The sequence below is a fragment of the Sphingopyxis sp. CR5 genome, from assembly GCF_059693785.1.
In genome coordinates, this window is the sequence record NZ_JCATIE010000014.1 from 1 (window position 1) to 26,306 (window position 26,306).

Here is a 26,306-nt window from a genome sequence, read left to right on the forward strand (position 1 = left end):
TAGCGGCCCGATCACTTCCCATTCTTCGTCTGTAACGCCAATCCGCTCGCCCAAGGCAGCCTCCAAAAGCCAGCCTTGAATCAAGGTCCGAGTCCACAGTCAAGCTTTGTCCACGAAGCCTAGTCTGAGAGAAAGTCGGGCTCGCACCACCCGCCGCTGCCGCGCACAGAAGCGCCGCCGCCAAAAATCGTCGCACTATCCTCTCCCCCTGTTGCTTCAGGCCGTCTTTTCGAGCGTGACCTGCGCAACGTCGATGCCGCCGCCGCGAAAGCCCCCCTCGCAATATTGCAAATAATAGCGCCAGAGCCGCACGAAGCGATCGTCGAACCCCGCCGGCAGCTGCCGCTCCGCGACCACGTTATCGAAACGCTCGCGCCACTGACGCAGTGTTTCGGCATAATCGCCGCCGAAGCGGCGCACGTTGCGCCAGGCCAGCCCGCGCGCTTCTGCGAGCATACGGAACCGGCTTTCCGAAATCAGGCAGCCGCCGGGAAAGATATAGGCCTGGATGAAGTCGCTGCTGGCCGCATAGCGTTCGAACAGCGCGTCGTTCATCGATATATACTGAAGTGCGGCCTTGCCGCCGGGGCGCAAAAGACGCGCGATCGCATCGAGGTAAGCCGGCCAATAGGCCTGTCCCACGGCCTCGACCATCTCGACGCTCGCGATGGCGTCGAAAGGTCCCTTGACGTCGCGATAGTCGCATAGCGCGATAGTCGATCGTCCGGTCAGATCGACCGCCCGCAATCGCTCGCCCGCGACCTCCGCCTGCGCGGGAGACAGCGTGATCCCGGTGTAGATGACATCATGGCGTTCGACCGCACGCTCGCTCAGGGCACCCCAGCCGCAGCCGATTTCGAGCAATCGTCCTCCGGATCGCAAATCGAGTCGATCGAGGATCGCGTCGACCTTTTCTTGCTGCGCATCCTCGAGCGATTGATCGGGCGCCGCGAACAAGGCGCTCGAGTAATTCAATTTGGCATCGAGCCACAAACGATAGAAATCATTGCCCAAATCATAGTGAGCGTGGATGTTGCGCTTTGCGCCGCGGCGATCGTTGCGATTGAGCGCGTGGGCGATCCGGTTCACCCAGCGCCACGGTCCGCGCGCGCGGCCGGCGTTACCCAGCGCCTCTCCGTTACGCATGAACAGATCGAACAGCGGCACGGGATCGGGCGACGACCATTCGCCTTTTTCCCAGGCGCGATACCATCCGACCGACCCCGACAATGCGAGGCGCACGAGTGCCGCCCAATTGTGCAAATCGACATGCGCGATCGGTCCCTTGCCCCGCCCGCCGAGCAGGCGAACGCTGCCGTCCGGAAGATGCCCTTCAAGCGTACCGAACTCGAGACCCGAGTCGATGCGGTCGAGCATTCGGTGAAAAAAGCCGGCGGGTGCCCGCGCCATCAGCCACGCCAGCCCGCCCCCCGAGCGAAAGGCCCGGTCCGCGCGCAGCAGGGCCTTGCCGCGTTTGGGGCTGACATGCGTGTTCATAGCCCCCTTCCTGCCGCAAAGCCCGCGGCGTGACAATCACTTGTCGCGTGACTTCATGACATCATAGCCCGCAAGCGCCCGTTCGCGCGCCTCGCGATGGGCGATCCGCTTTTCGGGATAGGATTTTGGGAGACAATCATGCGCCTCGGGATCGTGTATCCGCGCATCGCTCAATCCCGCCAGTTCGGGAACCCAATGACGGATATAGTCCGCGGCATCGAATTTTTCCGATTGAACCAGTGGGGCCATGATGCGCGGGAACATGTTGCTGTCCACGCCCGTTCCCGCCACCCATTGCCAGTTAACGCTGTTGTTGCCGTAGTCGGCATCGACAAGCGTATCCCAGAACCACTGCTCGCCGCGCCGCCAATCGACCAGCAGATGCTTGATCAGGAAACTCGCGGCGATCATCCGGACGCGATTGTGCATCCATCCCGTCATGCATAATTGACGCATACCGGCGTCGACGATCGGGTATCCCGTGCGCCCGCGATGCCAGGCCTCGACATCGGCGTCGGCCTCCGCCCCGCTACGCCAGGGAAAGCGGTCGAACGCGTCGCGAGCGTTTTGCCGGCCATAGTCGGGAAATTGCAGAATGACGTTTTGCGCATAATCGCGCCAACCGACCTCGGAGAGGAATATATCGACGCTTCCCCCCGCGTCGGCGACGCGGTGCCACACATAGGCAGGCGAGACCTCGCCGAAATGCAGATGCGGCGAGAGGCGCGAACTTCCGTCTTCGGACGGCAGGTTCCGGCGCCGGTCATAGGCCGCCGCCTGATCGATGAAGGCCGCAACGCGCTTGCGTGCGCCTTCTTCGCCCGGCTCCCAATCGTCCGCAAAAGCCGAGGCCCAATCGGGACACCTTGGCAAAAGATTCCAGTCGTCCAGTGCATCCGTCTCCGGCCACTTGGGCGGTGCCGCGATCTCGCGCGGACGATTGGTGGGCGGCGCGGGAGGCATCCGCTCTTTCAAAGCGCGCCAGAACGGTGTGTAGATCTTGTAGGGATGCCCGGCCCCGGTCGTGACCGATCCCGGCGGTGCCAGATAATTCCCGTCGTGACGCACGAGTTCGAGCCGTTTTTCGACGGCACGCTCGGCATTGCGCCACCACGGTTCGTAATGACGCAGGCAATGCACCTGCACCGCGCCGCTTTCCTCTGCGATCTTCGCCAGATGCTCGTCGCACTTGCCGCGACGCAGGATGAGGCGCGACCCTTTTTCGCGCAGGCTGGCGTCCAGCCGCTTCAGGCTGTGGTGCAGCCACCAGCGGGAAGCGCCGCCCATCGCGCGGTGCCGTGGTGTCTCATCGTCGAGGATATAGACCGGAATGACCGGGCCCACGGCCGCGGCCGCCGCAAAAGCCGCTTGGTCGGACAGGCGCAGATCGCGGCGCAGCCATACGATGCGCGGTGCGGTCATTCGGAGTGGCTTGTCGGATCGGGCGCCTTCACACGAACCATAAAGCTTCCGCGGGTCAAAGGTTGCGTGAAGCGCTGGTCGACCAGCATGATCGCATCGCCGTCGGGCGTCGCCACCGGCATTCGCGACCAGAACAGGAAGGCGCGCGCCGCCGGGTCGGCGCGCGCCCAAAGCCGAAGCCGCATATCGTCCATTCCGGTCGGGCGTCCGGGTTCGACCGTTGCTCCCTTCCCTATCGAATAGGCGCCGCTGCCGTAATAGCCGTTGCCGCGCCAGAAAATATCGCGTTTCCAGAACCGGACGGGCGGCGGGCTGGCGACGACGAGCGCCCCGCCCTGGCCGGAACGGCGGAGCAATTCCGCGGCCTGTGCTTCGGCGCGGCCGGTAATCGCGCCGTTGACGAAAATATAGGCGCAGACGGCGGTGAAGCCGATCCATGCGGGCCGCGTCGAATGTGCGATGCCGCGGCGTTCCCGGCGCAGCGACACCCACACTGATACCCCGAGCGCGATCCATATCCACAGGTCGATGATGAACAGCGTATCGCCATAGAACCAGCGATGGCTGAAGGGTTCGAGCAGGCGGACTCCGTATGTGTTGAGCCAGTCGAGCGCCGGATGGCTGAGGCAGCCGATATAGGCCAGTGCGAGCAGCCAACCCTTATGGACCGGCAAGCGGCCGCTCGGCCTCTTCCCCCGTCGTGCTTGCCACGCATCGAAGACGAGCATCGCGGTCCACAGCAGCAGGGGCAGGACGAGCAAAGCGATAGGTCCATGCGTCAGCCCCCGCCGCATCGCCAGCGACTCGACGCCATAGATCGCACAGCCCGCATCGATGTCGGGAAGATTCGCCGCGAGGATCAGCGTCGGCATCGCAAGGCCGGTCCTGCGCTTGAGCCCCATCTGGCCAAGCACCGCGCCGACGAGGCTGTGGGTCAGATTATCCATCGCCGCCTATAGAGCCGAGCAAAGGCCGGCTCGCAAGACGTCAGAGCTCCGGCCCACCTTCCTTGACCGTCCAGGTCTGCCCTTTTTTGAGGAGGCCCTGCAGGTCGGCGGTCTTGCCTTCGCGCGCCGCGGCGTTCTGACGCACGACATCGGCTTCGAAGCTCGGGCGCGGATCGTCGTAAAGGACGCCAAGCGCCATCGGAAAGGCACCGAACGGCATTTCGACGAGCATGTGCGCGACGCTCCGGTTGGTGACGTCGTGCACGATCACGCCGGCCGCGTGCCAGTCGCCGTCGACAACATCCACGACCTTGAGCGTCAGCGCCTCGCGGTCGAGCGCGATACCCTTCGTACCCTTGGCGAACAGCATCGGTTCACCGTCCTGGAGCCAGAGCTGGCGATCCTCGGCGCCCTTGGGCGCGGCAAAGTCCTGAAACACATCCTTGTTATAGACGATGCAGTTCTGGAAAATCTCGATGAAGGCCGCGCCCTTGTGCGCATGCGCGGCTTTCAGCACGTTCGGCAGTTCCTTCGACACGTCGAAGCCGCGCGCGACGAAACGGGCGCCCGCACCGAGCGCGAACGCGCAGGGCTGCGCCGGACGGTCGACCGAGCCGAACGGTGTCGAGGGGCTTGTCGTCCCGACACGGCTCGTCGGCGAATATTGCCCTTTCGTAAGACCATAGATCTCGTTGTTGAACAGCATGATCTGGCAATCGAGATTGCGGCGCAACAGGTGCATCGTGTGATTGCCGCCGATCGACAGACCGTCGCCGTCGCCGGTGACGATCCAGATGTCGAGATCGGGGTTGGCGAGCTTCAGCCCCGTCGCGAATGCCGGCGCACGCCCGTGGATCGTATGGAAGCCATAGGTTTCCATATAATAGGGAAAGCGTGACGAGCAGCCGATGCCGCTGATGAACACCGTATTCTCGGGCGCGGTACCGATGTCGGGCATCGTCCGCTGCACCGCCTTCAGGATCGCATAGTCGCCGCAACCGGGGCACCAGCGGACCTCCTGGTCGCTTTCCCAGTCCTTGAGCGTCGTCTTGGCGATGGTGGTCATCTCGTTCATTGGAGCGCCTCCTCGATGGCGGCTTCGATTTCGGCGATGGTGAAGGGCTGGCCCGACACTTTGTTGAGCGGCTTGGCGTCGACCAGATATTGGTCGCGCAGCACCGTCTTCAATTGCCCGGTGTTCATTTCGGGGACGATCACCTTGTCATAGCTCTTCAAAAGCGCGCCAAGGTTCGCGGGCAGCGGCCAGATGTGGCGGATATGGACGTGGGCGACGTCCTTGCCTTCTGCGCGTTTCCTCCGCACCGCTTGGTGGATCGGACCGAAGGTCGAACCCCAGCCGACGATTGCGAGCTTGCCGCCCTCGGCGCCGAGTTCGACCGTCTGATCCGGCACCTTGACGCCATCGACCTTCGCCTTGCGGATGTCGGTCATCGCCTGGTGGTTTGCCGGCGCATAGTTGATGTGCCCGGTGTCGACCTCCTTCTCGATGCCGCCGATGCGATGGAGGAGGCCCGGCGTCCCGGGCTTGACCCACGGGCGCGCGAGCTTTTCGTCGCGGCCATAGGGCTTGAAGCCGCCCTCGGGCACTTCGGTCAGGAACTGGACCGGGAAGCGTTCATAGGCGGTCAGGTCGGGCACGTGCCACGGCTCGGCGGCGTTGGCGATATAGCCGTCGGTGAGCAGCATCACCGGCGTCATATATTGCACCGCGATGCGGCACGCCTCGATCGCGCACTCGAACGCATCGGCCGGCGAGCGCGCCGCGACCACGGGCATCGGCGCATCGCCGTTGCGGCCGTACACCGCCTGATAAAGGTCCGACTGTTCGGTCTTGGTCGGCAGGCCGGTCGAGGGTCCGCCGCGCTGCGAATTGACGATAACGAGCGGCAGCTCGGTCATGATCGCGAGTCCCATCGCCTCGCCCTTGAGCGCGATGCCCGGTCCCGACGAGCTGGTCACGCCGAGCGAACCGCCATAGCTCGCCCCGATCGCGGCGCAGATCGCGGCGATTTCGTCTTCGGCCTGGAAGGTCGTGACGTCATATTCCTTGAGCCGCGACAGATGGTGCAGGATCGCCGACGCGGGCGTGATCGGATAGCCCCCGAAGAACATCGGCAATTCCGCAAGCTGCGCGCCCGCGACGAGGCCGAGTGCGATCGCCTCGGCGCCGGTGAGCGTGCGATACAGGCCGGGTTCGGCAGGCGCGGCGGGCACATGATGCTGCTTGAGCGGGCCTGCGAGTTCGGCGGTCTCGCCATAAGCGTGCCCCGCGTTGAGCGCCGCGATATTCGCGTCGGCAAGCTCGGGCGCCTTGGCGAATTTGGCCTTCAGCCAGTCGATCAGCGGCTGGCGGTCGCGGTCGAACATCCAAAGCGCGAGCCCCAGCGTCCACATATTCTTGCAGCGCAGCGCTTCCTTGTTGCCGAGCCCGAAGGGCTTCACCGCGTCGAGCGTCGCCTGGCTGATGTTGAGCTTCAAGAGCTGCCACTTGGCGAGGCTGCCGTCCTCGAGCGGGTTCGACTCATATTTCGCCTTGGCGAGATTGCGGTCGTTGAACTCGCCTTCGTCGGCGATGATCAGGCCCCCGGTCTTGAGCGACGGCACGTTGGTCTTGAGCGCGGCTGGGTTCATCGCGACGAGCACGTCGGGCGCGTCGCCGGCGGTGTTGATCTCGCTCGATCCGAAATTGATCTGGAACGCCGAAACGCCGAACAAGGTGCCTTGCGGAGCGCGGATTTCGGCCGGGAAATCGGGAAAGGTCGCGAGGTCGTTCCCCGCGAGCGCGGTGGACAGCGTGAACTGTCCGCCGGTCAACTGCATCCCGTCGCCGCTGTCGCCGGCAAACCGCACCACCACTGCGTCGGAAACGGGGACTTCAGACGTCTTCGCCTTGTCCTCTACCGCTGTCGCCATTCTATATTCTGCCTTACGTAATCTTTGCGAACCTGTGACATGGGCCTAGGCCTGTCGGGGGCAAGCCGCAATTCAGAAAAAATTGTGCGCCGCAAAGCGAAACGGAGGATCGGTTTCGATTTGCGATTGATTATACCGCGGCGATGCCGAATAGCTGCGCCGACAAGAACAACGCACAACTTGCAAGGGATGATCCAGGATGACCGACGGCACGCCCCCTTTTGTTCGCCCCGACGTGGCCGGCTTTCTCGCCTTCCTCAACGCGCAGGAAGGTCCGAAGATGGAAGAGCTGCCGCCCCCCGCCGCGCGCGAGATGATGCGCGCGATGGGTCAACTCGCCGACGTCCCGCGCGGCGACATCGCGCAGGTCGAGGATCGCACGATCCCTGGACCGGCAGGCGACATTCCGATCCGTATCTATGACAGTCGCCCCGATCGCGAAGCCGGGCCGGTCATGGTCTTCTATCATGGCGGCGGCTGGGTGATCGGCGACCTCGAAACGCATGATCCCTATTGCGCCGAGGCGGCACGGCAGCTCGACATGCCGGTGATCGCAGTCGACTATCGCCTGGCGCCCGAACATCCCTTCCCCGCCGCGCCCGAGGATTGCGAAGCGGCGACGCGCTGGGTCGCCGACAACATCCCCTGCACGGGCCTTGTCCTGTCGGGGGACAGCGCGGGCGGTAATCTGACCATCGCGACCGCGCTGACCCTGCGCGACAAGCCGGCATCGAAACCGGTCGTCGCGATCCACCCGATCTATCCCGCGGTCACGACGCATTACGACTGGCAGAGCTATCGCGATTTCAAGGACGGCTATCTGCTCACAGAGGGCGGGATGCAGTGGTTCGGCGACCAATATGCCGCCGATCCCGACGACTATCGCGCCGCGCCGATCGACGTTTCGGCCGAAGGGCTGCCGCCGACGCTGCTCGTCACCGCGAGCCTCGATCCGCTCCGCGATCAGGGCCGCGCCTATGCCGCCAAGCTGATCGAGGCGGGCGTACCGACCACCTATCGCGAAGCGAAGGGAACGATCCACGGCTATATCTGCCTCGCGCAGGGTATCCCCAGCGCCGCACAGGACATCAGGGGCAATTTGACGGTGCTGAAAGCGATCATTACCGAAGCGACCGCATGACCGATCACAGCCAACTTCCCTATCGCCCCTGCGCAGGGGTGATGCTCGCCAACCGGCATGGCCGCATTTTCGTGGGCCAGCGGCTCGATACCACCAGCGAGGCCTGGCAGATGCCGCAAGGCGGGATCGATCCGGGCGAGGACGCCGAAGACGCGGCGATACGAGAGCTTGGCGAGGAAACCGGCGTGCACGGCGGGCTGGTCGATATCATTGCGCGCAGCCGCGAGGAATATTTCTACGACCTGCCCGACCATCTGGTCGGCAAGATGTGGGGCGGCAAATATCGCGGCCAACGCCAGCAATGGTTCCTGATGCGCTTCATGGGCGATGACGCCGACGTCGACATCCACACCGCCCACCAGGAGTTCCGGGCGTGGCGCTGGGCCGACCTCGACGAACTGGAAAAGCTCATCGTCCCGTTCAAGCGGGCGCTCTATCGCGGGCTGGTCGAGGAGTTCGGTCCGCTCGTCTGATCGCGCAGGGCCAGCGCGGTACGAAACACATCGGCGAACATTTCGGGCGTCAGCCGCCCCGTGTTCGTGTTGTAGCGCGAGCAATGATAGCTATCGACCAGCATGCGTCCGTCCGGAAGCCGGTGAACGGCGCCATGCGCGAAACGATAGGCTGCAAGGCGTTCGCCAGCGGCTCTCACGGCCGCATCATGGGCGATGCGGCCAAGCGCGATCATCACCTGAACATTGGGCAGGGCGGCGATCTGTGCCTCGAAAAAGGGCCGGCACGCCGCGATTTCGCTCGGCAGCGGCTTGTTCTGCGGCGGGAGGCATTTGACGCTGTTGACGATGATCGCGCCGTCAAGGGTCAAACCGTCGTCGACGCGGCTGTCATAGCGTCCCTTGCTCAGCGCGAATTCGGCAAGCGTTGCGAAGAGCAGGTCGCCCGCATAATCGCCGGTAAAAGGCCGTCCGGTCCGGTTGGCGCCATGCTTGCCCGGTGCAAGACCCACGAAGGCGAGCCATGCGTTGGGGTCGCCAAACGCATGGACCGGCGCATTCCACCAGTCTGGATGCTGCACGCGGCATTCCTCTCGCAGCGCGACGAGGCGCGAACAGCGCTGGCAATCGCGAGGAGGTTCGGTGGCGGGAAGCGGGCTGGATATTGTCACGCGGCTGCGATAGGCGCGGAAACATGGGCGATGCAACACCGCTTCCTTTGTACGCGATCGGACTTGGTTCGAACCGGCGGCACCCGCGTTTCGGCGATCCGCGCCGGGTCCTTATGGCGGCCCTCGCCGCCCTCGAAAGCGATGATATCGAGCCGGTCGACGCAAGTCCGATCATCGCCAGCGCGCCGGTGGGGCCGTCGCGGCGGCGGTTCGCCAATGCCGTCGCTCTCGTGGCTTCGCCGCTCAGCCCACCCGCCATGCTCGCACGACTGAAAGCGATCGAGGCCGCTTTCGGTCGCCGAACCGGGCGGCGGTGGGGCGCGCGAACGCTCGATCTCGACATATTGCTGTGGTCGGGCGGCGCGTGGGCCGATGCCCGGCTCACGATACCGCATCCCGCGATGACGACTCGCGCCTTCGTCCTCAATCCGCTGACGGCGGTCGCCCCCGACTGGCGCCACCCTCTCAGCACCTTGACCGTTCGCCAGCACGCGGCACGCATCGCGTCGGCAAAGCCGGTTGACCGCGCCGCCCCGGCGCTCTAGGGCGACGGCTCACTTTCGCCGGGGCGCCATCGAGCGGCCCGCGATGGGCCCTTAGCTCAGTCGGTAGAGCAACTGACTTTTAATCAGTAGGTCGCTGGTTCGAACCCAGCAGGGCTCACCATTTAAAACCAATGCTTTAGCTAAATATCAGCAAGAGAATGCTGATCCGGAAGCAACCACATAGCAACCACGCAAAGTAGCACCCTATGGAATTCCATAGGAATTCCGCACGGCCTCGTTACCCGATGATGGCGATTATGTCTGTCCGTTCTGATCGCGGCTCTTCGTATAATTTTTCCAGCTTAGCACGGCATTGCGTCAGTTCAGCCTGCTTGATGAAACCATTGACGTAGGCCGCAGGGACGTCATGGACGTCAGCATATTCCAAGGCATCGCCCAGAAGCATTCGTCTTTGGCGGGACAGTGGGCTTCTTGTTCCAGGTACCATCATTTCCCCGAACATCAAAAAAAGCATCTGCTTGAAGGGGTGCTTTGACATATCACCCCGTCCCTTTTTTCCTAGGGGCACCTTGGCGATCAAACGGTCGATCGCTCTTGTCTTCCGGCTTCTCCTAAGCTGCCTAACCAAGATATAGACTTCGGCGAGCATCCAATCTTCCGCGCTCTCACCCCAAGAAGACGGAACGTCGCCCTGAGGCGACTCACTAGCCAATGGCGCTTTGCGACTTACAAAACCGTCGAATATCCTTTTCGCTTCTCGCTGTAGCATTTCGTCGATCACAGGCGAGGCCATGCCTCGCCCGAAAGCAATCGGTTGAAGCTCGGATTGTTCTGAAGTCGAGTTGCGCATTTTTCATCCCAAAAGCTAACACTTCGCCGCAAGGTGTCATTGCACACAATGACATATAAGTGTCTCGTTTTACAACTACGCATCTGCATATCATTGATAAATATGAGTTTTATATCGAGTTTCGTCTGGAACGTGCTCGAAAAACGCCCAACCGATAAATTTGAGAAATGGGTGAGCCCGCAAACGGTGCGGCGAATCCAATTTCTAGAGCGGCCACTCCCGGTCGCGATTTGAGAAAGTGTGAATTATGACGAAGAAACTGAAAAGCGAACGACCGAGCATATCCTGCAACAACCCCGATTGTCGGAAGGTTCGCAAGGCGCTCGCACGTGTGACCAAGACAGGGACAGGCAAAGAGCCAAAGCAACGATATTTTGACGAGAGATGGTTGGCAGCTCGGCTCGGCCTCGCCGTGAAGACGGTTCAGGCTATGAGGTACAAGAAAGAAGGTCCGCAACCAGTCCCGATTGGGCGATCCGTGAGATATTACATCCGGGACATCTTGGCATATGAGCGCAGCCTGAGGGATCCCGACCAGCCTTACTGCTGGCAGTAACTGGCGCAACCTACCGGGAACATTTGGCACATGGCGAGGTCGGCTCGGCTGGCCGCGCTATGTGTACAGATATTGCATGGCGCAATCGGAGCCAAGCACCCCACTCTTTCCCCACCGGATATTTTGGTTCCCAGATTCAGCTGGGTTCGCTCTCAGGAGTTTTTATAAAATGCTGCTCAACAACTATCCACAGATACGACTCTTCAAATCAATCCGCCGAGGTTTTCGCTTCGAGGCGATGATGGAAGATACCCTTCGCCCGCTGAAAATTCCCCACATTCGCAAAAGGCGGCTAAAGGCGCTTCTTGGGATCGATGGCCATTGCGCGGGTCTGCCCGCGTCCGATATCACCGCCAGCGTCCAATCCATGGAACTTTTCTATCGCGTCGTAGACGACTTCATGCGGCACAATATTCCCGCCGACGTTCGAAGATACCTCTGCACCTGGGCATGTGACACGGGGCTAACCGGAGATCAGTGCCCGCATCTGCGCTTGAAGGCCTTGAAGGCTAAAACGTATAATCAGATCCGTACGATGAGCCTCCATGCCTTGGCGAAGATCGAAATTCAGGCTTTGACCGATTACCCCTTCCCCCGAATGAATACGCTGATGATGCACGCTCACGGGATCGGCTGGGGACAAACGTCAGACGAGACATTAGTGGCTGCAACGAAGAAGACCAACGGTTCGCGAGCTTGGAAGAACCACTTCGATGCCAAGGCTGTGCAGGTCAACCCTCCCGTATTCGAAGATGGCGATATTCCCGGCTGGGGTTGTTATATGTGGGATCTTCCAGACTATGGGAAACGCAGATGCATCAAGCGCGGCGGAAAAATTCGATTTGAAAACCATGTCTCCACCTATCCGGCCAGCCTTGCCCTTCGCATCATGGAAGGCCTTTCCTATTTCACAATACCCGATCTGGTTTTTGGCGTCGGCGACGGAAAATATCTCCGTCAAGGGTGGGCTCGGGCACTGCAAGCGTGGTCTGAAAAGCGTGAAGCGCTGGTCGAGTCAGAACCAGAGTTCGACGTAGCGGAAGCATGGAAAGACCTTCCTTCCGCGTATTATCGCCGACATTGCTACCAACCATATCGAATAAACTGACCGTCAGCGTTTGAGTGGTGGGCGGCTCGGTTGATGCCCTGGCCGCCCTCCCACGATGGCTCACCTGCTGGTTCAGCTCCCGCATCCACGCCCATTATAACCCAGCGGCAAGGAAAATTACCGACGGCGGAACCTTAAGGGCATCAGCGAGACGGAACAGATTGAGAGCCGTCACGTTCCGTTCGCCGCGCTCGATGCGCCCCATATGTGACCGATCGATATTCGAAAGATGCGCTAACTCCTCCTGTGAAGTGCCCCGCTCCTTTCTCATAGCGCGTATCGCGCGCCCCAGCGCCATCAATCGGCGATCATCGTCTGCGGTTCGAGCCTTTCTGGTCACCCAGAACAGATTTCAAAAGCGCCGAAGTCAGGCCACGGCTTTTACAACCCTTTTTTTGCTGTTAGGAATTGGCTCCCGAGGAGGTGCGAACGCACTAGCAATCCAACAAACCACTCGGTCGAGCTGACCAGTCCGCCCGACAACGGCCAACGACCTTAAACGCGAGCAGGACGCATATGACTAGCATACCAATGTGTAGCGCATCGTTAGGCGCGATCAATCATGACCGCGAGATCGGTCTCCGCAAAGCGAAACGAGCATTCTATACATTCTCAACTGTCGTAGCTGCGCTTGTGGCGTCAGCGCATTCGCAAAGCGCCCATGCCGCGCCGGCACCGCAGAGCGAGGCTATAGACCCACAATTCTGCAATCGGCGGAATATTGCGGAAATGGCTGCGAGCCTGACCCGTGACTGGGGCGAGCGCTACCAACAGGAGGCAGTAGAGCAGGTTGTAGCGGTGGGTTGGACTGCGGAAGGAAGGGTACTGCAAGCAACAAAATCAGAGATTATTTGCAACATCAGCTTCACCAACATCACCGCTTCATCCTACCCTGTTCGGCGCCTGGCCTTGCTGAATCTGAGCTTCCGGTACTCGGAATCCAACGGTCAATCTCAATTGGATCCTGTATCGCTACCCATGTCGGGCTTGGATCAAAGAACGTCAATTTTGGCTATTTGGGAAAAGCTCTTCGTTGATGGCAAGTCTTATCGTGCCATGCTAGAAGAAAAGGCAGAAAAAGATCCCAATCTTGCTGCAGAATTAGGGGTAATTATCGGACGCCCAAAGGAAACAGAGAATATGACGTGGGAACCCAATGAGTTTTGCTCATCTATTACCTCAAATAATATATCAACTGTAATTATCGATTGGGCAAAAACTACTAAGCAGGTCCGAGGCACGGGTTTGACTGACAAGGAAACACCAACTTGGCTTCCTGCCACGGGATGGAGTATTTCAAACTCGAAAGCGGTTTCCTCAATCCCCTTTCAGAGCGTGATCTGCTCGGCGGATGTTGCTTACACGGCCAACACATTCGACGGCAAACATATTCCGATGGAAATTCGTGGAATGCGCTACAAAATATGGGGCAACGACGATGGCTCTCAAATTTACGTCGCCACGCACAATTGGCCTGATGAAAAAGCGAGCGAAATTGCAGACAACGCATTCAATCGCGCATGGGTTGTCAATGGCCGAACTTTCGAGCAAGACTGGGCGGCGAAGGGACAGGCCGCAACGGGTCAATCAAAGAATATCATTGAAGCACTTACACAGGCAGAAGGTGCATACAATGCACAGGTGGAAGCATATCTCCGTCAGCAGGGACTTCCAATTGACCAGATCAAGGCTGCCGAAGCCGAACAGACTCGAAAATATGCAGAACCATGTCGACACAATGGCGGCACTTGGGGTTATCCGGCTCACAATGGCGTCGTCACCGGGCAACTCGGTTGCTACTATCCAACAGGTGAGCATTGAATAGACACTGACAGGCATAGCGGCGGCGATCCATGATGGTCTTCCACGGTCCTGGAACCTCTCCAATTGTGGGCCTGTCTCGAGTTGACAGACCGTCGAGCGACCATCAGCGCAACGACATGGGAGAAATGATCGGTGGACGACGAAATCATTTTCATGATCGGTGGCGAGGATGCCGATGGCGATCAACACGCGGTCTTCACGTCCTCAATCGAACGGGCGATTGGTCACTATGATCGTATGTCCGCGACGCTGGCCAATGTTCGGGGCAACGCTGGCTTCGAAGATCGTGTGCGTCCTCTGATCGTCGAGAGGGACACTGGCATCAGCCACTAGGCGGGACGATCTTCCGACGCTAGCATTGATCCAAGGGGGATGGATCATGATTCAGATTATTGGTTGGCTTCTTTGCACGATGCTCTTTTGCTTCGGTGTGTCGATCATCGGCAACAGCAGCTTCATGGAGACAGACGAGCACGGCGGGAAGAAGCTGACTGGCTCGGCTAGCTTTGCTTGCACCGTTGCCATCATCGCTGCCTTTGGTTTCGCCTTCTGGCTATACGAACAAGGTAGGCCAGTCCGCGACTACAGCTATGAGAGCTATCCCGTATCGTCTGAGGACATTCAGCGTGACGCTGCCGCCGCTGCTGATGCCGCCGCCGAAGCGTCTGCTGCTGCCGCTGATGCAATGAACGACGCACGGTAGGCCGTCATGAAAGAGTGGTTGTCGCTCACTCGGATCGTTGAGATTCTATCGATCTTCACAGGTGTAGGGGTGGTGATCAGCGCCACGCTCTATTCAATGCTGTTTGGCTTTTTCAATCTCAATTACCTTGCCGTTGCGTCACTTTCCGACATTCTGCGCGACAGCCTAAAGCTGCTAATTTTGTTCGGTTGCGGATCGCTTATGGCGTTCCCACTCCAAGGAGTTTTTGCCCTAATTTTTTACCAGAAATCGCTCTGGTTACGCGTCCTGACCGCAGCCGTGATTTCCTTTGCTGGACTGATCACAGTCGTGATGGTCGCATCAATATTGGTTTCGCTAACAGGAACCAATCAAGGCGAAGATATTTATAATCTGCCAATTGGCGCCCTTGCGGTTCTCTTCTTCTTTTCGTGGATTTGCATACTTTTCATTATGCAGATTTCTCCTATAATAATGTTGAATGGGAAAATTACATTATCACTGAGTGATGAAAAGCAGAGGAACAAGGTCCGAATTTTAATTGCGCTTATCACCGCAATCTCGATCTTCATCGTCTCCAAGATGATCGTATACCAGATGGAGAACGGCTTACCCATGGTGGTTGACCTTGGTGACGTGAAGGGCTGCAAAGGCCAAGGTTATACAGCGGTGTGGCTTGGTGACGGCAAGGCCGTGGTTAAGTGCGACAAGAGCGGCCTGTATGTTGTGAAGGCGCTTTAGGGGCGAGCGTTATGACGAAGTGGCAGGTATGGAAGGGCGGCGCCAATGCGTTGTTATTCGCCGCTATCTCTATCGGCCTATATGCTGGCATGTCCTATGTCTTCGGCATAATCCTGTGGGGCATTGCTGAATCTTTCGTGGAGATAGAGCCCCAGCCGTTTTCGACCATTGCGGCTGTCATTGTCTGGCTCTGGATATTCCCGCCAATATTCAAATCAACTCTCCTGCCGATGATGGTAGAAACCGCGAATAGGGACGATGGCGGAGACGGCCATGAATAAGTGGATCGACTGGCAAGCATGGAAGGGCGGGATGGCTGCGCTGATATTCGGCGGTGCGACACTTGCCATCTTTTTCTTTATATCCCTATTTATCGGCACTATTATCCTATTTCTCGCCTCTCTGGTATTCAGTTTCGAGATTGATCCATATATACCGATTGCGGGCGCGGTCGTGGCGCTGCTTATGATCCCGGAATTATTCGCGAACGATATCTTACCGGCTATGGTGGAGCTAGCGAAGGGCGACGACAGGGGTATTCCATGAGCAATTCAGTTAAGGTGGCACTTATTGCGGCTGTCACGGCCCTTATCATCACCTACCTAATCATTCACAATTCGCGCTATCAAAGCTGTGTGCGAGCGACGACCGAAATGGACATCTCGCAGAGGAACATCAATCGCTATGACAAGCGGACGGATGATCAAATTTTCATCCAAGCCAAGGTTTCTTGCGCCCACAATTTGGGCGACTAGACTCGCATTCTCGCGTCGGTGCTGACTTCATTGGCGGAAGACAGCTTACGGAAGGGCCGTTTACTAAGCGGAACGACCCACTTTCGGGAGCTGAGTAGACTATCAACATGAGAGTTGAACAGCGATCCTAATTAGGCCATTCGGCGCTATTTGATGAGGCCCGTCGCGCATACTGCAGCTTGACTTCCGAACGTAGCTTAGCCCCGAGGAGTCAAAAAGAAGAAGTTGATTGCTCGTGACGCCGGACACGACGCTCAGGTGGTTAAGTCCGCCCATCAAAGATATCAGAACCGGCCAACCGTCGAAGACGCTGTCGGCAATCCATCTAAATATATCGTCGATGCTATCGAGATTGGGATCGGCACGCTCGACCACGAATCGTCGCTGAGGTGAACTGGCGATGCCCGCCAGATGTCGAGCGAGCGCCAATCGGCGACGAATATAGAGGCCCTCTGTAACCGCCTCCTCCAGGCCCTTCTTCCGATGGAGATATGTAATGCCGTGAGAAAACAGCTTCTTACTTTGCGCTTTCGCTAACGGTGCGCTCGGATGACTCGCAAGCCGCAATCCGTTGATCACCGCGTACAAGCCGCAGAGGGAGTCGAGCTCGCCTTGGGCCAAGGGTTCGATTCGGTGCCGCGCCCCGATCTCAATAAGCGGCTGGCGATGCACGAAGCCTCGTCGGATTCCATCGTTTGGAGAGGTGGATTTTGCGAGGCGGGTGTTCGATTCGAAATGCCGCTTAGCTAACGCCATGAAAGGGATGAAACATGAAAGAAAAATCACCTATTTTCATGCTATTAGCATAGCACGTGTCTGAAATCGATCAAGCTCGTGGCTCCATTTCGTCAATAATCAACGGCTAACCAACGGTTGCCGCGCTTTTTGAACGGTGTTTTGATTTCACACCCTTCAGTGACTTTGACTTCGGTCGCATGGCTTCACCGATCGCCGCTCCTACCTGATTCGCCGCCTTCATTGCGGGATCGATATCGATGTGGGCATAGCGCATAGTCGTTTGCGCCTGGGTATGGCCGAGCAGCTTCCCGATAAGCGGCAGAGAAGCACCCTGCCCTACAGCCACGCTGGCGACTGTGTGCCGTAAATCATGCAAGCGAACGCCCGGAAGCTTTGCACGATCACAAATCTGAACCCAAGCTTTGCGGAGGTTCACGTAAGGCTTATCGCCACGAGGCGACGGAAAGACATAATCGCTATCCTTGGATATGGCCTTCTGCCGTTCCAAAACCTCGATTGCGGCAACGCTGAGATAGATAGCCTTGGCGCCGGTCTTGCTATCAGGAAGAAGCATCGTCCCCCGATCGGTATCAATCCACTCCCACTCGGCGTTGAGTATCTCGCTGAGCCGTGCGCCGCTCAAAGCCAATAGCTCTACCGCATTCCCGGCAGTGGCAGAAATTGCCTTTTCCGCGATAAGCGCATCTATGGCTGTGCCGATGGACTTGAGTTCCCCGGCGTCCAAATATCGCTCACGCGCCCGTTCTTTGAATGGCTCTACCCGCGAGCAAGGATTTGTACCCGCCGTACGCATTCCCCATGCTTCTGCGAGCGACATCAAACGCCGTAACAATGCGAGTATCCGATTGGCCCTATATGGCGACCTCCGGAGCGATTTGTGAAAGCGGTCGATCTCGCTCGCCGTTATCGCTTCGACGCGTTGCTTGCCAAATTTTGATTTGATCAGATTTTCCCATTGGCTGCGATATTCCTTCGCGGTGGTCGGCTTCCGGGACGGCAGAATATCGGCCTCGAAGCGAGCCCATACATCGGCGAAAGTCGGCGCTTCCCGTTCCCCTAGCTTGATGGCCTGAGGATCTTTACCTTCAGCGACGGCGGCGAGAGCTTGGCGGGCCAGACGACGGGCTTCATCCAAGCTGAGTGTCCCGTAGGCTCCAAGTGTTAACCATCGTTGCGGTGCATTGCGCCCGCCACCATTGGTCCGATACTTCACGAGGAACACTTTTTTGCCACTCGGAAGTGCCTTCGCACCGAAGCCCGCCAGTGAACCATCCCACAAGAAGGCTGGTCGACCATCGTCCGATTTTAGAGCATCAAGCTCCCGTTTCGTCATTTTCACCATGCGCTATCATTAGCGACAAAAGCACCTCGCAGCAACCACAGAGCAACCACGATGCAGAGCATTCGATGGGATTCAGACGGAATTTCGTCGGCAAGTTTCGAGATTTTATCGTATGAGTTCAGGTGTATATGTGGAACTCGTACACTCGGTAGGAGCTGATAGGAAAGCACTAAACGCTGACTTTTAATCAGTAGGTCGCTGGTTCGAACCCAGCAGGGCTCACCATAAATTCGAAAAACTCTAGGTGTGGCAAGCTTCGCAAAGCGCGTCGATGATACGCTGCATCTTCGGGTCAGTCAGGCTGTAGTATCGAGTCTGCGCTTCGCCGCGCAAAGAAACGATACCTTGCTCGCGAAGCCGAGCCAGATGTTGCGAGACGGCGGATTGGGACAGCCCGCTTATCCGCGTCAGTTCTCCGACCGACACTTCGCGCTCGTCCATCTGGCACAACATCAGCAACCGCTCGGGATGCGCGAGAAGTTTCAGATACTCGGCCATTTCATGCGCATCGCGCTTCAGGATCGTGAGGTCGGTGGGCTTTGTCATGGAGAGAGCGTTCCTTCGCGATCATCGTCCCGCAGGACGATGTAGATCGCGGGAATAACGAGCACAGTCAGGAGAGTCGAGGACGCCAGTCCGAACAGCAACGATATCGCAAGCCCCTGAAATATCGGGTCGGTCAGGATCGTGGCTGCGCCGATCATCGCCGCGGCGGCCGTCAGCACGATTGGCTTGAAGCGGATCATCCCCGCCTCCAGCAGCGTATCGCGCAGTGGTTTGCCTTCGCTCTTCGCATGGTTGATGAAGTCGACGAGCAGGATCGAATTGCGCACGATAATCCCCGCCAGCGCAATGAAGCCGATCATCGAAGTCGCGGTAAAGGGCGCGCCGAACAGCATATGCCCCAGCACGATACCCACAAGCGTCAGCGGGATCGGCGTCAGGATCACGAGCGGAATCTTGAAATTGCGGAACTGCCCGACGACGAGGACATAGATGCCGAGCAATGCGACCATGAAGGCGGCGCCCATGTCGCGGAAGGTCACCCAGGTGATCTCCCACTCGCCGTCCCACAGCAGGGTCGGCACCTGTTCATCGTCGGGCTGACCGTTGAAGCGGACCACCGGCTTTTCCATCCCGTGCGCCTTCCAGTCGAACGCCTCGATCGCATCGTCGACCGCGAAGATGCCATAGATGGGGGCCTCATATTCTCCCGCCAGTTCGGCGGTCACCATATCGGCGGCGCGGCCGTTGCGGCGGAACAGCGCGGGCGATCCCGCCTCCTCGCGCGCGTCGACGATCTCGCCGAGCTGGACCAGTCGTCCGCCCGGTCCCATCGCTGCAACCGGCGTCGCAGCAAGGTCGGCGCTCCAGCTGCGCTGCGACTGATCGAGCGCGATGCGGATCGGCAAAGGGTCGCGCCCGTCGCCGCGCGGCGCATAGCCGACGGTCTGCCCGCCCAGCAACGCGCCGATACTATCGAAAAGCTGGCGCTCCGAAATGCCATAGGCGTCCATCCGCGCCCGATCGGGTATCAGCCGCAGGCGGGGGCGCGGGACGCCGAAGCTGTTGTCGACATCCACCACATAGGGGACGGTGCGGAACAGCGCCTCGACCTGCGCAGCGGTCTTGCGCCGCGTCGCTTCGTCGGGGCCGTATATTTCGGCGAGCAGCGTCGCGAGCACCGGCGGTCCCGGCGGGGTTTCGACGACCTTGATCGACCCACCGGCGGGCAGCAGCAGCGCTTTCTTCAGCCGCTGGCGCAGATCGAGCGCAATGGCGTGGCTCGACCGGTCGCGCTCGCCCTTGGGCGCCAGCGTCACCATCAGATCGCCCATCTCGGGCCTATTGCGCAGGAAATAATGCCGCACCAGGCCGTTGAAATTGAACGGCGCCGAGGTGCCGGCATAGGCCTCCATCGACCGCGCCTCGGGAATCTGCCGCACCACCGCCGCGGCGGCGTCGAGCGTGCGCCCCGTCGTCTCGAGCGACGTGCCCTCCGGCATGTCGAGGACAAGCTGCACTTCCGACTTGTTGTCGAACGGCAGCAGCTTCACCGTCACCGCCTTGAAATAGAACATCGAGCAGGCGACGAGCGTCGCAGCGCCGACGGCGATCAGGAAATTGCGCGCGCTCTTGCGATCGCGGATCACGCGGATGGCGACGCGGCCATAGAGCGCGCCAAGCTTGCCGCCGCCCGCATGGTCGTGCGCGCCCTGCGCCAGCGCACCGCGCGCAAAGCGCACCATCAGCCACGGCGCGATGATCACCGCGACGAAGAAGGAAAAGAGCATCGCCGCCGAGGCGTTGATCGGGATCGGCGCCATATAGGGACCCATCAGTCCCGACACGAAGAGCATCGGAAGCAGCGCCGCGACGACGGTCAACGTCGCGATGATCGTCGGATTGCCGACCTCGGCGACTGCATCGACCGTCGCGTCGATCCGGCTGCGCGCACCCGTCATCGCCCAGTGACGCGCGATATTTTCGATCATCACGATCGCGTCATCGACCAGGATGCCGATCGAAAAGATCAGCGCGAACAGGCTGACGCGGTTGATGGTGAAGCCCATGATGTTCGACGCGAACATGGTGAGCAGGATCGTGGTCGGGATGACCACCGCCGTCACCCCCGCCTCGCGCCAGCCGATCGCGAAGCCGATCAGAATGACGATCGACACCGTGGCGAGGCCAAGGTGGAAGATCAGCTCGTTCGCCTTTTCATTGGCACTTTCGCCATAATTGCGCGTCACCGCGACCTCGACGCCCGGCGGGATCAGGCTGCCGCGCAGCGCCTCGACGCGCGCGACGACAGCGTCCGAGACATTGACGGCATTGGCGCCCGAACGCTTCGCGATCGCCAGGCTGACCGCGGGCGCCATCGACCAGCGATCCCCCGCGCCCCTGGCCCAGCGCCAAGCGCGCGCCTGATCTTCACTCGACCCCTGCGCGACCGCCGCGACATCGCGCAGATAGACGGGATTGCCGTTGGCGGCGCGCACCGTGATCGTCGCCAGTTGCTCGGCGCTGCGTAACGTCCGTCCGGCCACGACGGCGGTCGCCGCCCCGCCTTCGCGCACTGTGCCGAGCGGGAAGCTGCGGTTAGCCTGCCCCACCGCATCCATCAGCGCGCCGAGCGACACACCATGCGCGGCGAGCTTCGCCGGATCGGGAACGACGCGAAGCTGTTCCTCCTGCCCGCCGGTGATGAAGGTCAGGCCGACATCGCCAGCCTTCGCAACCTCGGTCCGCAACCGGGAAGCGAGCGACCGCAGCGCCTGCTCGTTCCAGTCGCCGCGCGCGCCGGCCTTGGGCGATAGCGTCAGCACCACGATCGGCACATCGCTGATCCCGCGGACCGTCACCTGCGGCGGCTGGATGCCCTGCGGCAGCTTGTCCATGTTCGCCGAGAGCCGCTCGTTGATGCGGATGGCGGCGTCGTTAGGATCGGACCCGACCAGAAAGCGCGCAGTGACCATCACCGCATCGTCTTCGGCCTGGGTATAGACATGTTCGACGCCGTCGACGCTCTTCACGATCGTCTCGAGGGGCTTGCCGACCAGTTCGACCGCATCGCTCGCGGACAGGCCGGGCGCGGCGACCATCAGGTCGACCATCGGCACGCTGATCTGCGGCTCTTCCTCGCGCGGAATCGTCATGATCGCCAAAAGGCCGACGAGGATCGCCGCCAACAGCATCAGCGGCGTCAACGGGCTTTGGATCGTCGCGCGTGTCAGCCGCCCCGATAGTCCGAGTGTCATCGGCCGGCAGCCCCGCCATTGTGCGCAACCAGCGTATCGCCCGGCTCCGCACCGGACAATATTTCCACGCGGGACGGGTCATCGGATGGGGCAATCTGGACCGGAACACGAGCGGTGGCGCCCTTGCCAACGCGAATCGTCACATAGTCGAGGCCATAGCGCGTTTCGACGAAACGACGCGGAACGACGAGCGCGCGGCGTTCACCGATCGCGACGCGCGCGGTGACCCGGCGACCGACCATGACGCTCGACAGACCCGGCATCGGGACGTCGGCAGACATTTGGCCCGCAGTTACCGATGGGTAGATGCGGCCAACGGCGGCGCGCAGTGGCGGCGCCTGAGCGTCGTGGGCAAGCCCTGTGGCGACGACCAGGTTGCCGACCCGCACCCTGTCCGCCAGGGTCTCCGGAAGGTCGAGCCGCAAGACCATCGGACCCGAGGTGATCGTTGCAACCGACGTACCCGGCGCAACCGCCGAACCGGCCGGAACCGGAGCGATGAGGACGCGGCCCGCGGACGGCGCGACGATCGCTCCCTGCCCCGCGACCGCGCCGACCGCCGATTGCTGAGCTCTTGCGGCGTTCACCTGCGCCCGCGCGGCTTCGGCGGCGGCTTTCGCCTGGTCGAGCCTGGCCTGGGAATAGACGCCGTTGGCGAAGAGATACTCGACGCGGGCGAGGTCGGCTTTGGCCTGGGCCGCTTGCGCCTGCGCCGCCGCGGCTTGGGCTCCATAGGCGGCGCCCTCGTAACCGAGCCGACTATCGACGACTCGCCCCACAATCTGCCCTTTGCGGACGATGTCGCCTTCGCGCACGCTCAGACTCTCGAGGATGCCGGGAATGCGTGCCCGGGCATCGGCCATGTCGACGCTCGTGATCGTCGCGGCAACATCCTTCCAGTCGGTCACGGTCGACGGCCGCAGGAGGAGCATCTCGCCGGACGGCTCGCGGACGGTGCGTTCGGTGGTGGGGACATCGCTTCCGCATGCCGACAACGTCAACGACACAATCGCGAGCACCGCGGCGAATGCCGACCGGGACGTCATCGCGCTCACCCGACGACGACCGGAAAGCCCGCCGCCCGCCACGCACTCATCCCGCCGCAGAGATGCGTATCGATATCGGGACGCGCCGCCGCCGCCTTCGCCAGCGCCAGCGCCGAGCGGCGGCCGGCGGCGCAAGTGAGGATCACCTGCTTGCGGTCGGCGGGCAATTGGCTCGGCTGGAAACGCGAGAGCGGCATCGAGATCGCGTCGGCGATGTGGCCGCTGCGAAATTCATCAACTTCGCGCACATCGACCACGATTGCGCCACCCGCGGCGAGGAGGTCGGCTAGGGCGGGTGCGGACAATTCCTTATATCGGGGACCGCGAAACAGGCTCAGCATGACGACACTCCTCGGTTGGTCCCGCCCTTGATGGCGGAATCCGATAAAATCAGATATTGCTAATATTACGTATATCTAATATTACGGTCAACGGGAATCGTGCCGGGCGTGCCGACCCGCGCCCCGGAGCAAGGAGAGAGAGCATGTCATTACCGCGGATCGTCGTTTTGGGAGCCGGCCTCGGCGGCACGATCGCCGCCTATGAGATTCGCGAAGCGGTCAGGGACAAGGCGGACGTCATGGTGATATCGGACCAGGAAAATTACTGGTTCGTTCCGTCGAACCCCTGGGTCGCCGTGCGCTGGCGCGAACCCGAAGCGATCAGCGTCCACCTGCCGCCCGTGATGAAGCGCAAGGGCATCGCCTTCACCGCGGTCGGCGCGAAGCGCGTCCATCCCGAGGCGAACCGGGTCGAACTGAACGACGGATCGTTCGTGGATTACGCCTATCTGGTCATTGCCACCGGCCCCGACCTGGCGTTCGACGAGATCGAGGGCTTCGGGCCCGAAGCGAACACGGTGTCGATCTGTTCGACCCCGCACGCCGCCGCCGCCGCCGATGCGTTCGACCGCTTTTGCGACGACCCGGGCCCGATCGTCGTCGGCGCGGCGCAAGGTGCCTCCTGCTATGGTCCCGCCTATGAATTCGCCCTGATCCTCGACACCGAGCTGAAACGGCGAAAGATCCGCGACAGGGTACCGATGACCTTCGTCACCGCAGAGCCCTATATCGGCCATCTGGGCCTCGACGGGGTCGGCGACACCAAGAGCCTGCTCGAAAGCGAGCTGCGCAACCGCCACATCAAATGGATCACCAACGCGCGCGTCACCAGCTTCGAGGCCGGCATGGCGCATGTCGAAGAGGTCGCCGAGGACGGCAGCGTCAAGGCCAAGTACGACCTGCCCTTCGGCTATTCGATGCTGCTTCCCGCCTTTCGTGGCGTTGCGGCGGTCCATGGGATAGAGGGGCTCGCCAATCCGCGCGGCTTCATCCTGGCCGACAAGCATCAGCGCAATCCGGCCTTTCCCAACGTCTATTCGCTCGGCGTTTGCGTAGCGATCCCGCCCGTCGGGCCGACCCCGGTACCCGTCGGCGTTCCCAAGACGGGATTCATGATCGAATCGATGGTCACCGCGATCGCTCAGAATCTGAAGCTGGAACTCGCGGGCCAGCCTCCGCGGCACGAAGCGACGTGGAATGCGGTGTGCCTGGCCGACTTCGGCGATGGCGGCGTCGCCTTCGTGGCGCAGCCGCAAATCCCCCCACGCAACCTGAACTGGTCGTCGTCGGGCAAGTGGGTCCACCTGGCCAAGGTGGGGTTCGAGAAATATTTCCTGCGCAAGGTCCGCAAGGGCGAGAGCGAGCCCTTTTACGAAAAGCTCGCGATGCACGCGCTGGGGATCAAGAAGCTGCGTTTCTGACGAAAGGATAAGCCATGAACCTCGATCGTGCCGTATTGCGCTTTGCCGGCTTCGTCGTGCTGCTGGGGATCGCGCTCGCCTGGTTGGTCCACCCCTGGTGGATCGCGCTTGCCGCCTTTGCCGGGGTCAACATGATCCAGGCGAGCTTCACCGGATTCTGCCCCGCCGCGACGATCTTCAAACGTCTGGGCGTACGAGAAGGCAGCGCCTTTCGGTGACGCGCGCCACGTTCCTGATCGTCGCCGGGCTTTCGGCGATCGCGTGTCCCGTCGGCACCGCGGCGCAGGATCTGGCGACCGCGATCGCCGATGCCCGTGCGCATTCGCCGACACTCGTCGCCGCGGAGGCCGAAGCCGACGCCGCCGATGCACGGCTCGCGCAGGCGCGCGCCGCGGCCGGACCGACGGCGCGCGTCGAGGGGAGCATCGGCTATGGCCGGCTCGATCCCGGCGGCTATTTCGGCCTGACCGCAGACGACGTGACGCCAAGCGCGCTACAGGTCGTCGGCGAATATCCGCTCTATGCCGGCGGCCGGATCGCATCAGCGATCGACCAGGCAGCCGCGGGGGATCGCGCGGCGAAACTGGGCACCGCGATGACGCGCCAGAACCTGACGCTGGCTACCGTATCGACCTATGCCGACCTGCTCGCCGCGCGCGACATGGTTGCGAGTTACCGGACGCTGGTCGCGTCGCTCGACGAAATCGTGCGGCATGCCAGGCTGCGGTTCGATGTCGGCGATGCCACGAGCAGCGACATCGCGCAGGCGCAGGCGCGCCGCGCCGAGGGACAGGCGGGACTGGTCGAGGCCGAGGGACGGCTGGCGGCGGCCGAAGCGCGCTTCGAGCGGCTGACCGGAAAGGCGCCGGGGCCGCTTGCCCCGCTGCCGCCGCCGCCCGCCGTACCCGCGTCGCTGGGCGACGCGATCGAAAGCGCGGTGGCGGTGAACATATCGTTGGCGCAGGCGAAGGCCGGTGTCGACGGCGCCCGGGCGGGCGTGCGCGCCGCCAAGGCCTCCAACCGCCCGACCGTCGGCGTCTTCGCCGAAGGCGCCCGCGTCCGCGACCAGTTCTTTCCCGATTATCGCGCCGACAGCGTCACGGTCGGCCTGCGCGGCCGCTGGACCTTTTTCGACAGCGGCGCGGGGAGCGCGCGCGTCCGCGAGGCGCGCGCAACGCTGGCGGCGAGCGAAGCGCGACAGCGGCAGGCCCGCGACGATGTAACGCAAGCAGTGATCGAGGCGTGGAGCGGGCTGGAAACCGCCAGGCGGGGGTTCGACGCCGCGACAGATGGCGATACGGCGGCGCGCGAAGCGCTGCGCGGCACCCGGCTCGAGGTCCGATCGGGTGCCAAGCCGCCGCTCGCCGAACTCGATGCAGAACGCGACGCGATCGCCGCGACCGCCCGGCTGGCCGGCGCGCGCTCCGCGGTACAGGTCGCCGCGTGGCGACTGCGCATGCTGTGCGGGCTCGACTGACGGACGGACCGCCCCCGACGGCCGCTGGAAATCGCCGGACATCATCCTATATTAGACATTACTAATACTATGA

Annotated in this window: 28 protein-coding genes and 1 tRNA gene; 15 read left to right on the forward strand and 14 right to left on the reverse strand. The window is 61.2% G+C overall.

All coding sequences use genetic code 11. From position 1 onward, the window contains the following. Positions 1–216 precede the first annotated feature (216 nt). From AC58D2_RS18275 to AC58D2_RS18295, 5 genes are read right to left on the reverse strand one after another with little or no spacing between them, the layout of a single operon-like run. Positions 217–1,497, reverse strand: coding sequence for a class I SAM-dependent methyltransferase (locus AC58D2_RS18275; RefSeq protein WP_497392517.1), 1,281 nt, complete (start codon positions 1,495–1,497; stop codon positions 217–219). Between the two features lie 36 nt (positions 1,498–1,533). After that, positions 1,534–2,919 (reverse strand): cryptochrome/photolyase family protein, encoded by a 1,386-nt coding sequence (locus tag AC58D2_RS18280; RefSeq protein ID WP_497392518.1) that lies wholly within the window; start codon positions 2,917–2,919, stop codon positions 1,534–1,536. After that, positions 2,916–3,866: a metal-dependent hydrolase gene (locus AC58D2_RS18285; RefSeq protein WP_497392519.1), complete on the reverse strand. Its 951-nt coding sequence runs from the start codon at positions 3,864–3,866 to the stop codon at positions 2,916–2,918. The genes AC58D2_RS18280 and AC58D2_RS18285 overlap by 4 nt, the downstream gene beginning before the upstream one ends. 40 nt (positions 3,867–3,906) lie before the next feature. Then, positions 3,907–4,941 (reverse strand): 2-oxoacid:ferredoxin oxidoreductase subunit beta, encoded by a 1,035-nt coding sequence (locus AC58D2_RS18290; RefSeq protein WP_497392520.1) that lies wholly within the window; start codon positions 4,939–4,941, stop codon positions 3,907–3,909. Continuing rightward, positions 4,938–6,800: a 2-oxoacid:acceptor oxidoreductase subunit alpha gene (locus AC58D2_RS18295; RefSeq protein ID WP_497392521.1), complete on the reverse strand. Its 1,863-nt coding sequence runs from the start codon at positions 6,798–6,800 to the stop codon at positions 4,938–4,940. Before AC58D2_RS18295 ends, AC58D2_RS18290 begins: the two co-directional genes overlap by 4 nt. Positions 6,801–6,999: 199 nt before the next feature. Between AC58D2_RS18295 and AC58D2_RS18300 the strand changes: the two genes are divergently transcribed. After that, on the forward strand, positions 7,000–7,941 hold the full coding sequence (locus tag AC58D2_RS18300) for an alpha/beta hydrolase (protein WP_497392522.1): 942 nt from the start codon (positions 7,000–7,002) through the stop codon (positions 7,939–7,941). Continuing rightward, positions 7,938–8,414 (forward strand): RNA pyrophosphohydrolase, encoded by a 477-nt coding sequence (locus AC58D2_RS18305; RefSeq protein ID WP_497392523.1) that lies wholly within the window; start codon positions 7,938–7,940, stop codon positions 8,412–8,414. Before AC58D2_RS18300 ends, AC58D2_RS18305 begins: the two co-directional genes overlap by 4 nt. Here AC58D2_RS18305 and AC58D2_RS18310 read toward each other — a convergent pair. Further along, positions 8,375–9,064 carry a uracil-DNA glycosylase gene (locus AC58D2_RS18310; protein WP_497392524.1) on the reverse strand — a complete coding sequence of 230 codons (690 nt, stop codon included), beginning with the start codon at positions 9,062–9,064 and terminating at the stop codon, positions 8,375–8,377. The two genes, AC58D2_RS18305 and AC58D2_RS18310, sit on opposite strands and share 40 nt — an antisense overlap. Before the next feature lie 23 nt (positions 9,065–9,087). Here AC58D2_RS18310 and folK point away from each other — a divergent pair, with 23 nt between their 5' ends. Continuing rightward, positions 9,088–9,609 carry a 2-amino-4-hydroxy-6-hydroxymethyldihydropteridine diphosphokinase gene (gene folK, locus AC58D2_RS18315; protein WP_497392525.1) on the forward strand — a complete coding sequence of 174 codons (522 nt, stop codon included), beginning with the start codon at positions 9,088–9,090 and terminating at the stop codon, positions 9,607–9,609. Positions 9,610–9,654: 45 nt separating this feature from the next. Next, positions 9,655–9,730 (forward strand) — tRNA-Lys (locus tag AC58D2_RS18320). 117 nt (positions 9,731–9,847) lie between these two features. On the opposite strand, the gene AC58D2_RS18325 is transcribed toward AC58D2_RS18320, so the two are convergent. After that, positions 9,848–10,420 (reverse strand): hypothetical protein, encoded by a 573-nt coding sequence (locus tag AC58D2_RS18325; RefSeq protein WP_497392526.1) that lies wholly within the window; start codon positions 10,418–10,420, stop codon positions 9,848–9,850. 725 nt (positions 10,421–11,145) lie between these two features. On the opposite strand from AC58D2_RS18325, the gene AC58D2_RS18330 reads away from it, so the two are divergent. Beyond that, entirely contained in the window at positions 11,146–12,084 is a 939-nt protein-coding gene (locus AC58D2_RS18330; protein ID WP_497392527.1) for a hypothetical protein, read from the forward strand. Between the two features lie 94 nt (positions 12,085–12,178). On the opposite strand, the gene AC58D2_RS18335 is transcribed toward AC58D2_RS18330, so the two are convergent. Further along, a complete protein-coding gene (locus tag AC58D2_RS18335) occupies positions 12,179–12,382 on the reverse strand; it encodes a helix-turn-helix domain-containing protein (protein WP_497392613.1) in 204 nt (67 codons plus the stop codon). A gap of 431 nt (positions 12,383–12,813) precedes the next feature. Here AC58D2_RS18335 and AC58D2_RS18340 point away from each other — a divergent pair, with 431 nt between their 5' ends. The 7 genes from AC58D2_RS18340 to AC58D2_RS18370 all read left to right on the forward strand — a co-directional run bounded on the left by AC58D2_RS18340 (position 12,814) and on the right by AC58D2_RS18370 (position 16,086). After that, the gene (locus AC58D2_RS18340) at positions 12,814–13,905 is read left to right on the forward strand and encodes a hypothetical protein (RefSeq protein WP_497392528.1); all 1,092 of its coding nucleotides are present in this window, start codon (positions 12,814–12,816) and stop codon (positions 13,903–13,905) included. Positions 13,906–14,040: 135 nt separating this feature from the next. Then, positions 14,041–14,241, forward strand: a complete 201-nt coding sequence (locus AC58D2_RS18345; RefSeq protein WP_497392529.1) for a hypothetical protein — start codon at positions 14,041–14,043, stop codon at positions 14,239–14,241. A 46-nt stretch (positions 14,242–14,287) separates the two neighbouring features. Beyond that, positions 14,288–14,611: a hypothetical protein gene (locus AC58D2_RS18350; protein ID WP_497392530.1), complete on the forward strand. Its 324-nt coding sequence runs from the start codon at positions 14,288–14,290 to the stop codon at positions 14,609–14,611. 6 nt (positions 14,612–14,617) lie between these two features. After that, positions 14,618–15,331, forward strand: coding sequence for a hypothetical protein (locus AC58D2_RS18355; protein WP_497392531.1), 714 nt, complete (start codon positions 14,618–14,620; stop codon positions 15,329–15,331). Between the two features lie 11 nt (positions 15,332–15,342). After that, positions 15,343–15,612 (forward strand): hypothetical protein, encoded by a 270-nt coding sequence (locus AC58D2_RS18360; RefSeq protein ID WP_497392532.1) that lies wholly within the window; start codon positions 15,343–15,345, stop codon positions 15,610–15,612. Beyond that, on the forward strand, positions 15,605–15,877 hold the full coding sequence (locus AC58D2_RS18365; protein WP_497392533.1) for a hypothetical protein: 273 nt from the start codon (positions 15,605–15,607) through the stop codon (positions 15,875–15,877). The genes AC58D2_RS18360 and AC58D2_RS18365 overlap by 8 nt, the downstream gene beginning before the upstream one ends. Further along, positions 15,874–16,086: a hypothetical protein gene (locus AC58D2_RS18370; RefSeq protein WP_497392534.1), complete on the forward strand. Its 213-nt coding sequence runs from the start codon at positions 15,874–15,876 to the stop codon at positions 16,084–16,086. The genes AC58D2_RS18365 and AC58D2_RS18370 overlap by 4 nt, the downstream gene beginning before the upstream one ends. Before the next feature lie 102 nt (positions 16,087–16,188). On the opposite strand, the gene AC58D2_RS18375 is transcribed toward AC58D2_RS18370, so the two are convergent. The 6 genes from AC58D2_RS18375 to AC58D2_RS18400 form a co-directional block, all read right to left on the reverse strand. After that, positions 16,189–16,842, reverse strand: coding sequence for a hypothetical protein (locus AC58D2_RS18375; RefSeq protein ID WP_497392535.1), 654 nt, complete (start codon positions 16,840–16,842; stop codon positions 16,189–16,191). 106 nt (positions 16,843–16,948) lie between these two features. Further along, complete coding sequence (locus AC58D2_RS18380) at positions 16,949–18,187, reverse strand: tyrosine-type recombinase/integrase (RefSeq protein WP_497392536.1); 1,239 nt, start codon at positions 18,185–18,187, stop codon at positions 16,949–16,951. 240 nt (positions 18,188–18,427) lie between these two features. Further along, the gene (locus AC58D2_RS18385) at positions 18,428–18,733 is read right to left on the reverse strand and encodes an ArsR/SmtB family transcription factor (protein ID WP_497392537.1); all 306 of its coding nucleotides are present in this window, start codon (positions 18,731–18,733) and stop codon (positions 18,428–18,430) included. Continuing rightward, positions 18,730–21,948 (reverse strand): efflux RND transporter permease subunit, encoded by a 3,219-nt coding sequence (locus AC58D2_RS18390; RefSeq protein WP_497392538.1) that lies wholly within the window; start codon positions 21,946–21,948, stop codon positions 18,730–18,732. Before AC58D2_RS18390 ends, AC58D2_RS18385 begins: the two co-directional genes overlap by 4 nt. Further along, on the reverse strand, positions 21,945–22,994 hold the full coding sequence (locus tag AC58D2_RS18395; RefSeq protein WP_497392539.1) for an efflux RND transporter periplasmic adaptor subunit: 1,050 nt from the start codon (positions 22,992–22,994) through the stop codon (positions 21,945–21,947). The genes AC58D2_RS18390 and AC58D2_RS18395 overlap by 4 nt, the downstream gene beginning before the upstream one ends. A gap of 5 nt (positions 22,995–22,999) precedes the next feature. Next, positions 23,000–23,335: a rhodanese-like domain-containing protein gene (locus AC58D2_RS18400; RefSeq protein WP_497392540.1), complete on the reverse strand. Its 336-nt coding sequence runs from the start codon at positions 23,333–23,335 to the stop codon at positions 23,000–23,002. Between the two features lie 143 nt (positions 23,336–23,478). On the opposite strand from AC58D2_RS18400, the gene AC58D2_RS18405 reads away from it, so the two are divergent. The 3 genes from AC58D2_RS18405 to AC58D2_RS18415 are packed head-to-tail and all read left to right on the forward strand — an operon-like array spanning position 23,479 to position 26,233. After that, positions 23,479–24,756, forward strand: coding sequence for an NAD(P)/FAD-dependent oxidoreductase (locus tag AC58D2_RS18405; RefSeq protein ID WP_497392541.1), 1,278 nt, complete (start codon positions 23,479–23,481; stop codon positions 24,754–24,756). Between the two features lie 14 nt (positions 24,757–24,770). Beyond that, the gene (locus AC58D2_RS18410; RefSeq protein ID WP_497392542.1) at positions 24,771–24,974 is read left to right on the forward strand and encodes a YgaP family membrane protein; all 204 of its coding nucleotides are present in this window, start codon (positions 24,771–24,773) and stop codon (positions 24,972–24,974) included. Beyond that, positions 24,971–26,233 (forward strand): TolC family protein, encoded by a 1,263-nt coding sequence (locus AC58D2_RS18415; RefSeq protein ID WP_497392543.1) that lies wholly within the window; start codon positions 24,971–24,973, stop codon positions 26,231–26,233. The genes AC58D2_RS18410 and AC58D2_RS18415 overlap by 4 nt, the downstream gene beginning before the upstream one ends. The last annotated feature ends 73 nt before the right edge of the window (positions 26,234–26,306 follow it).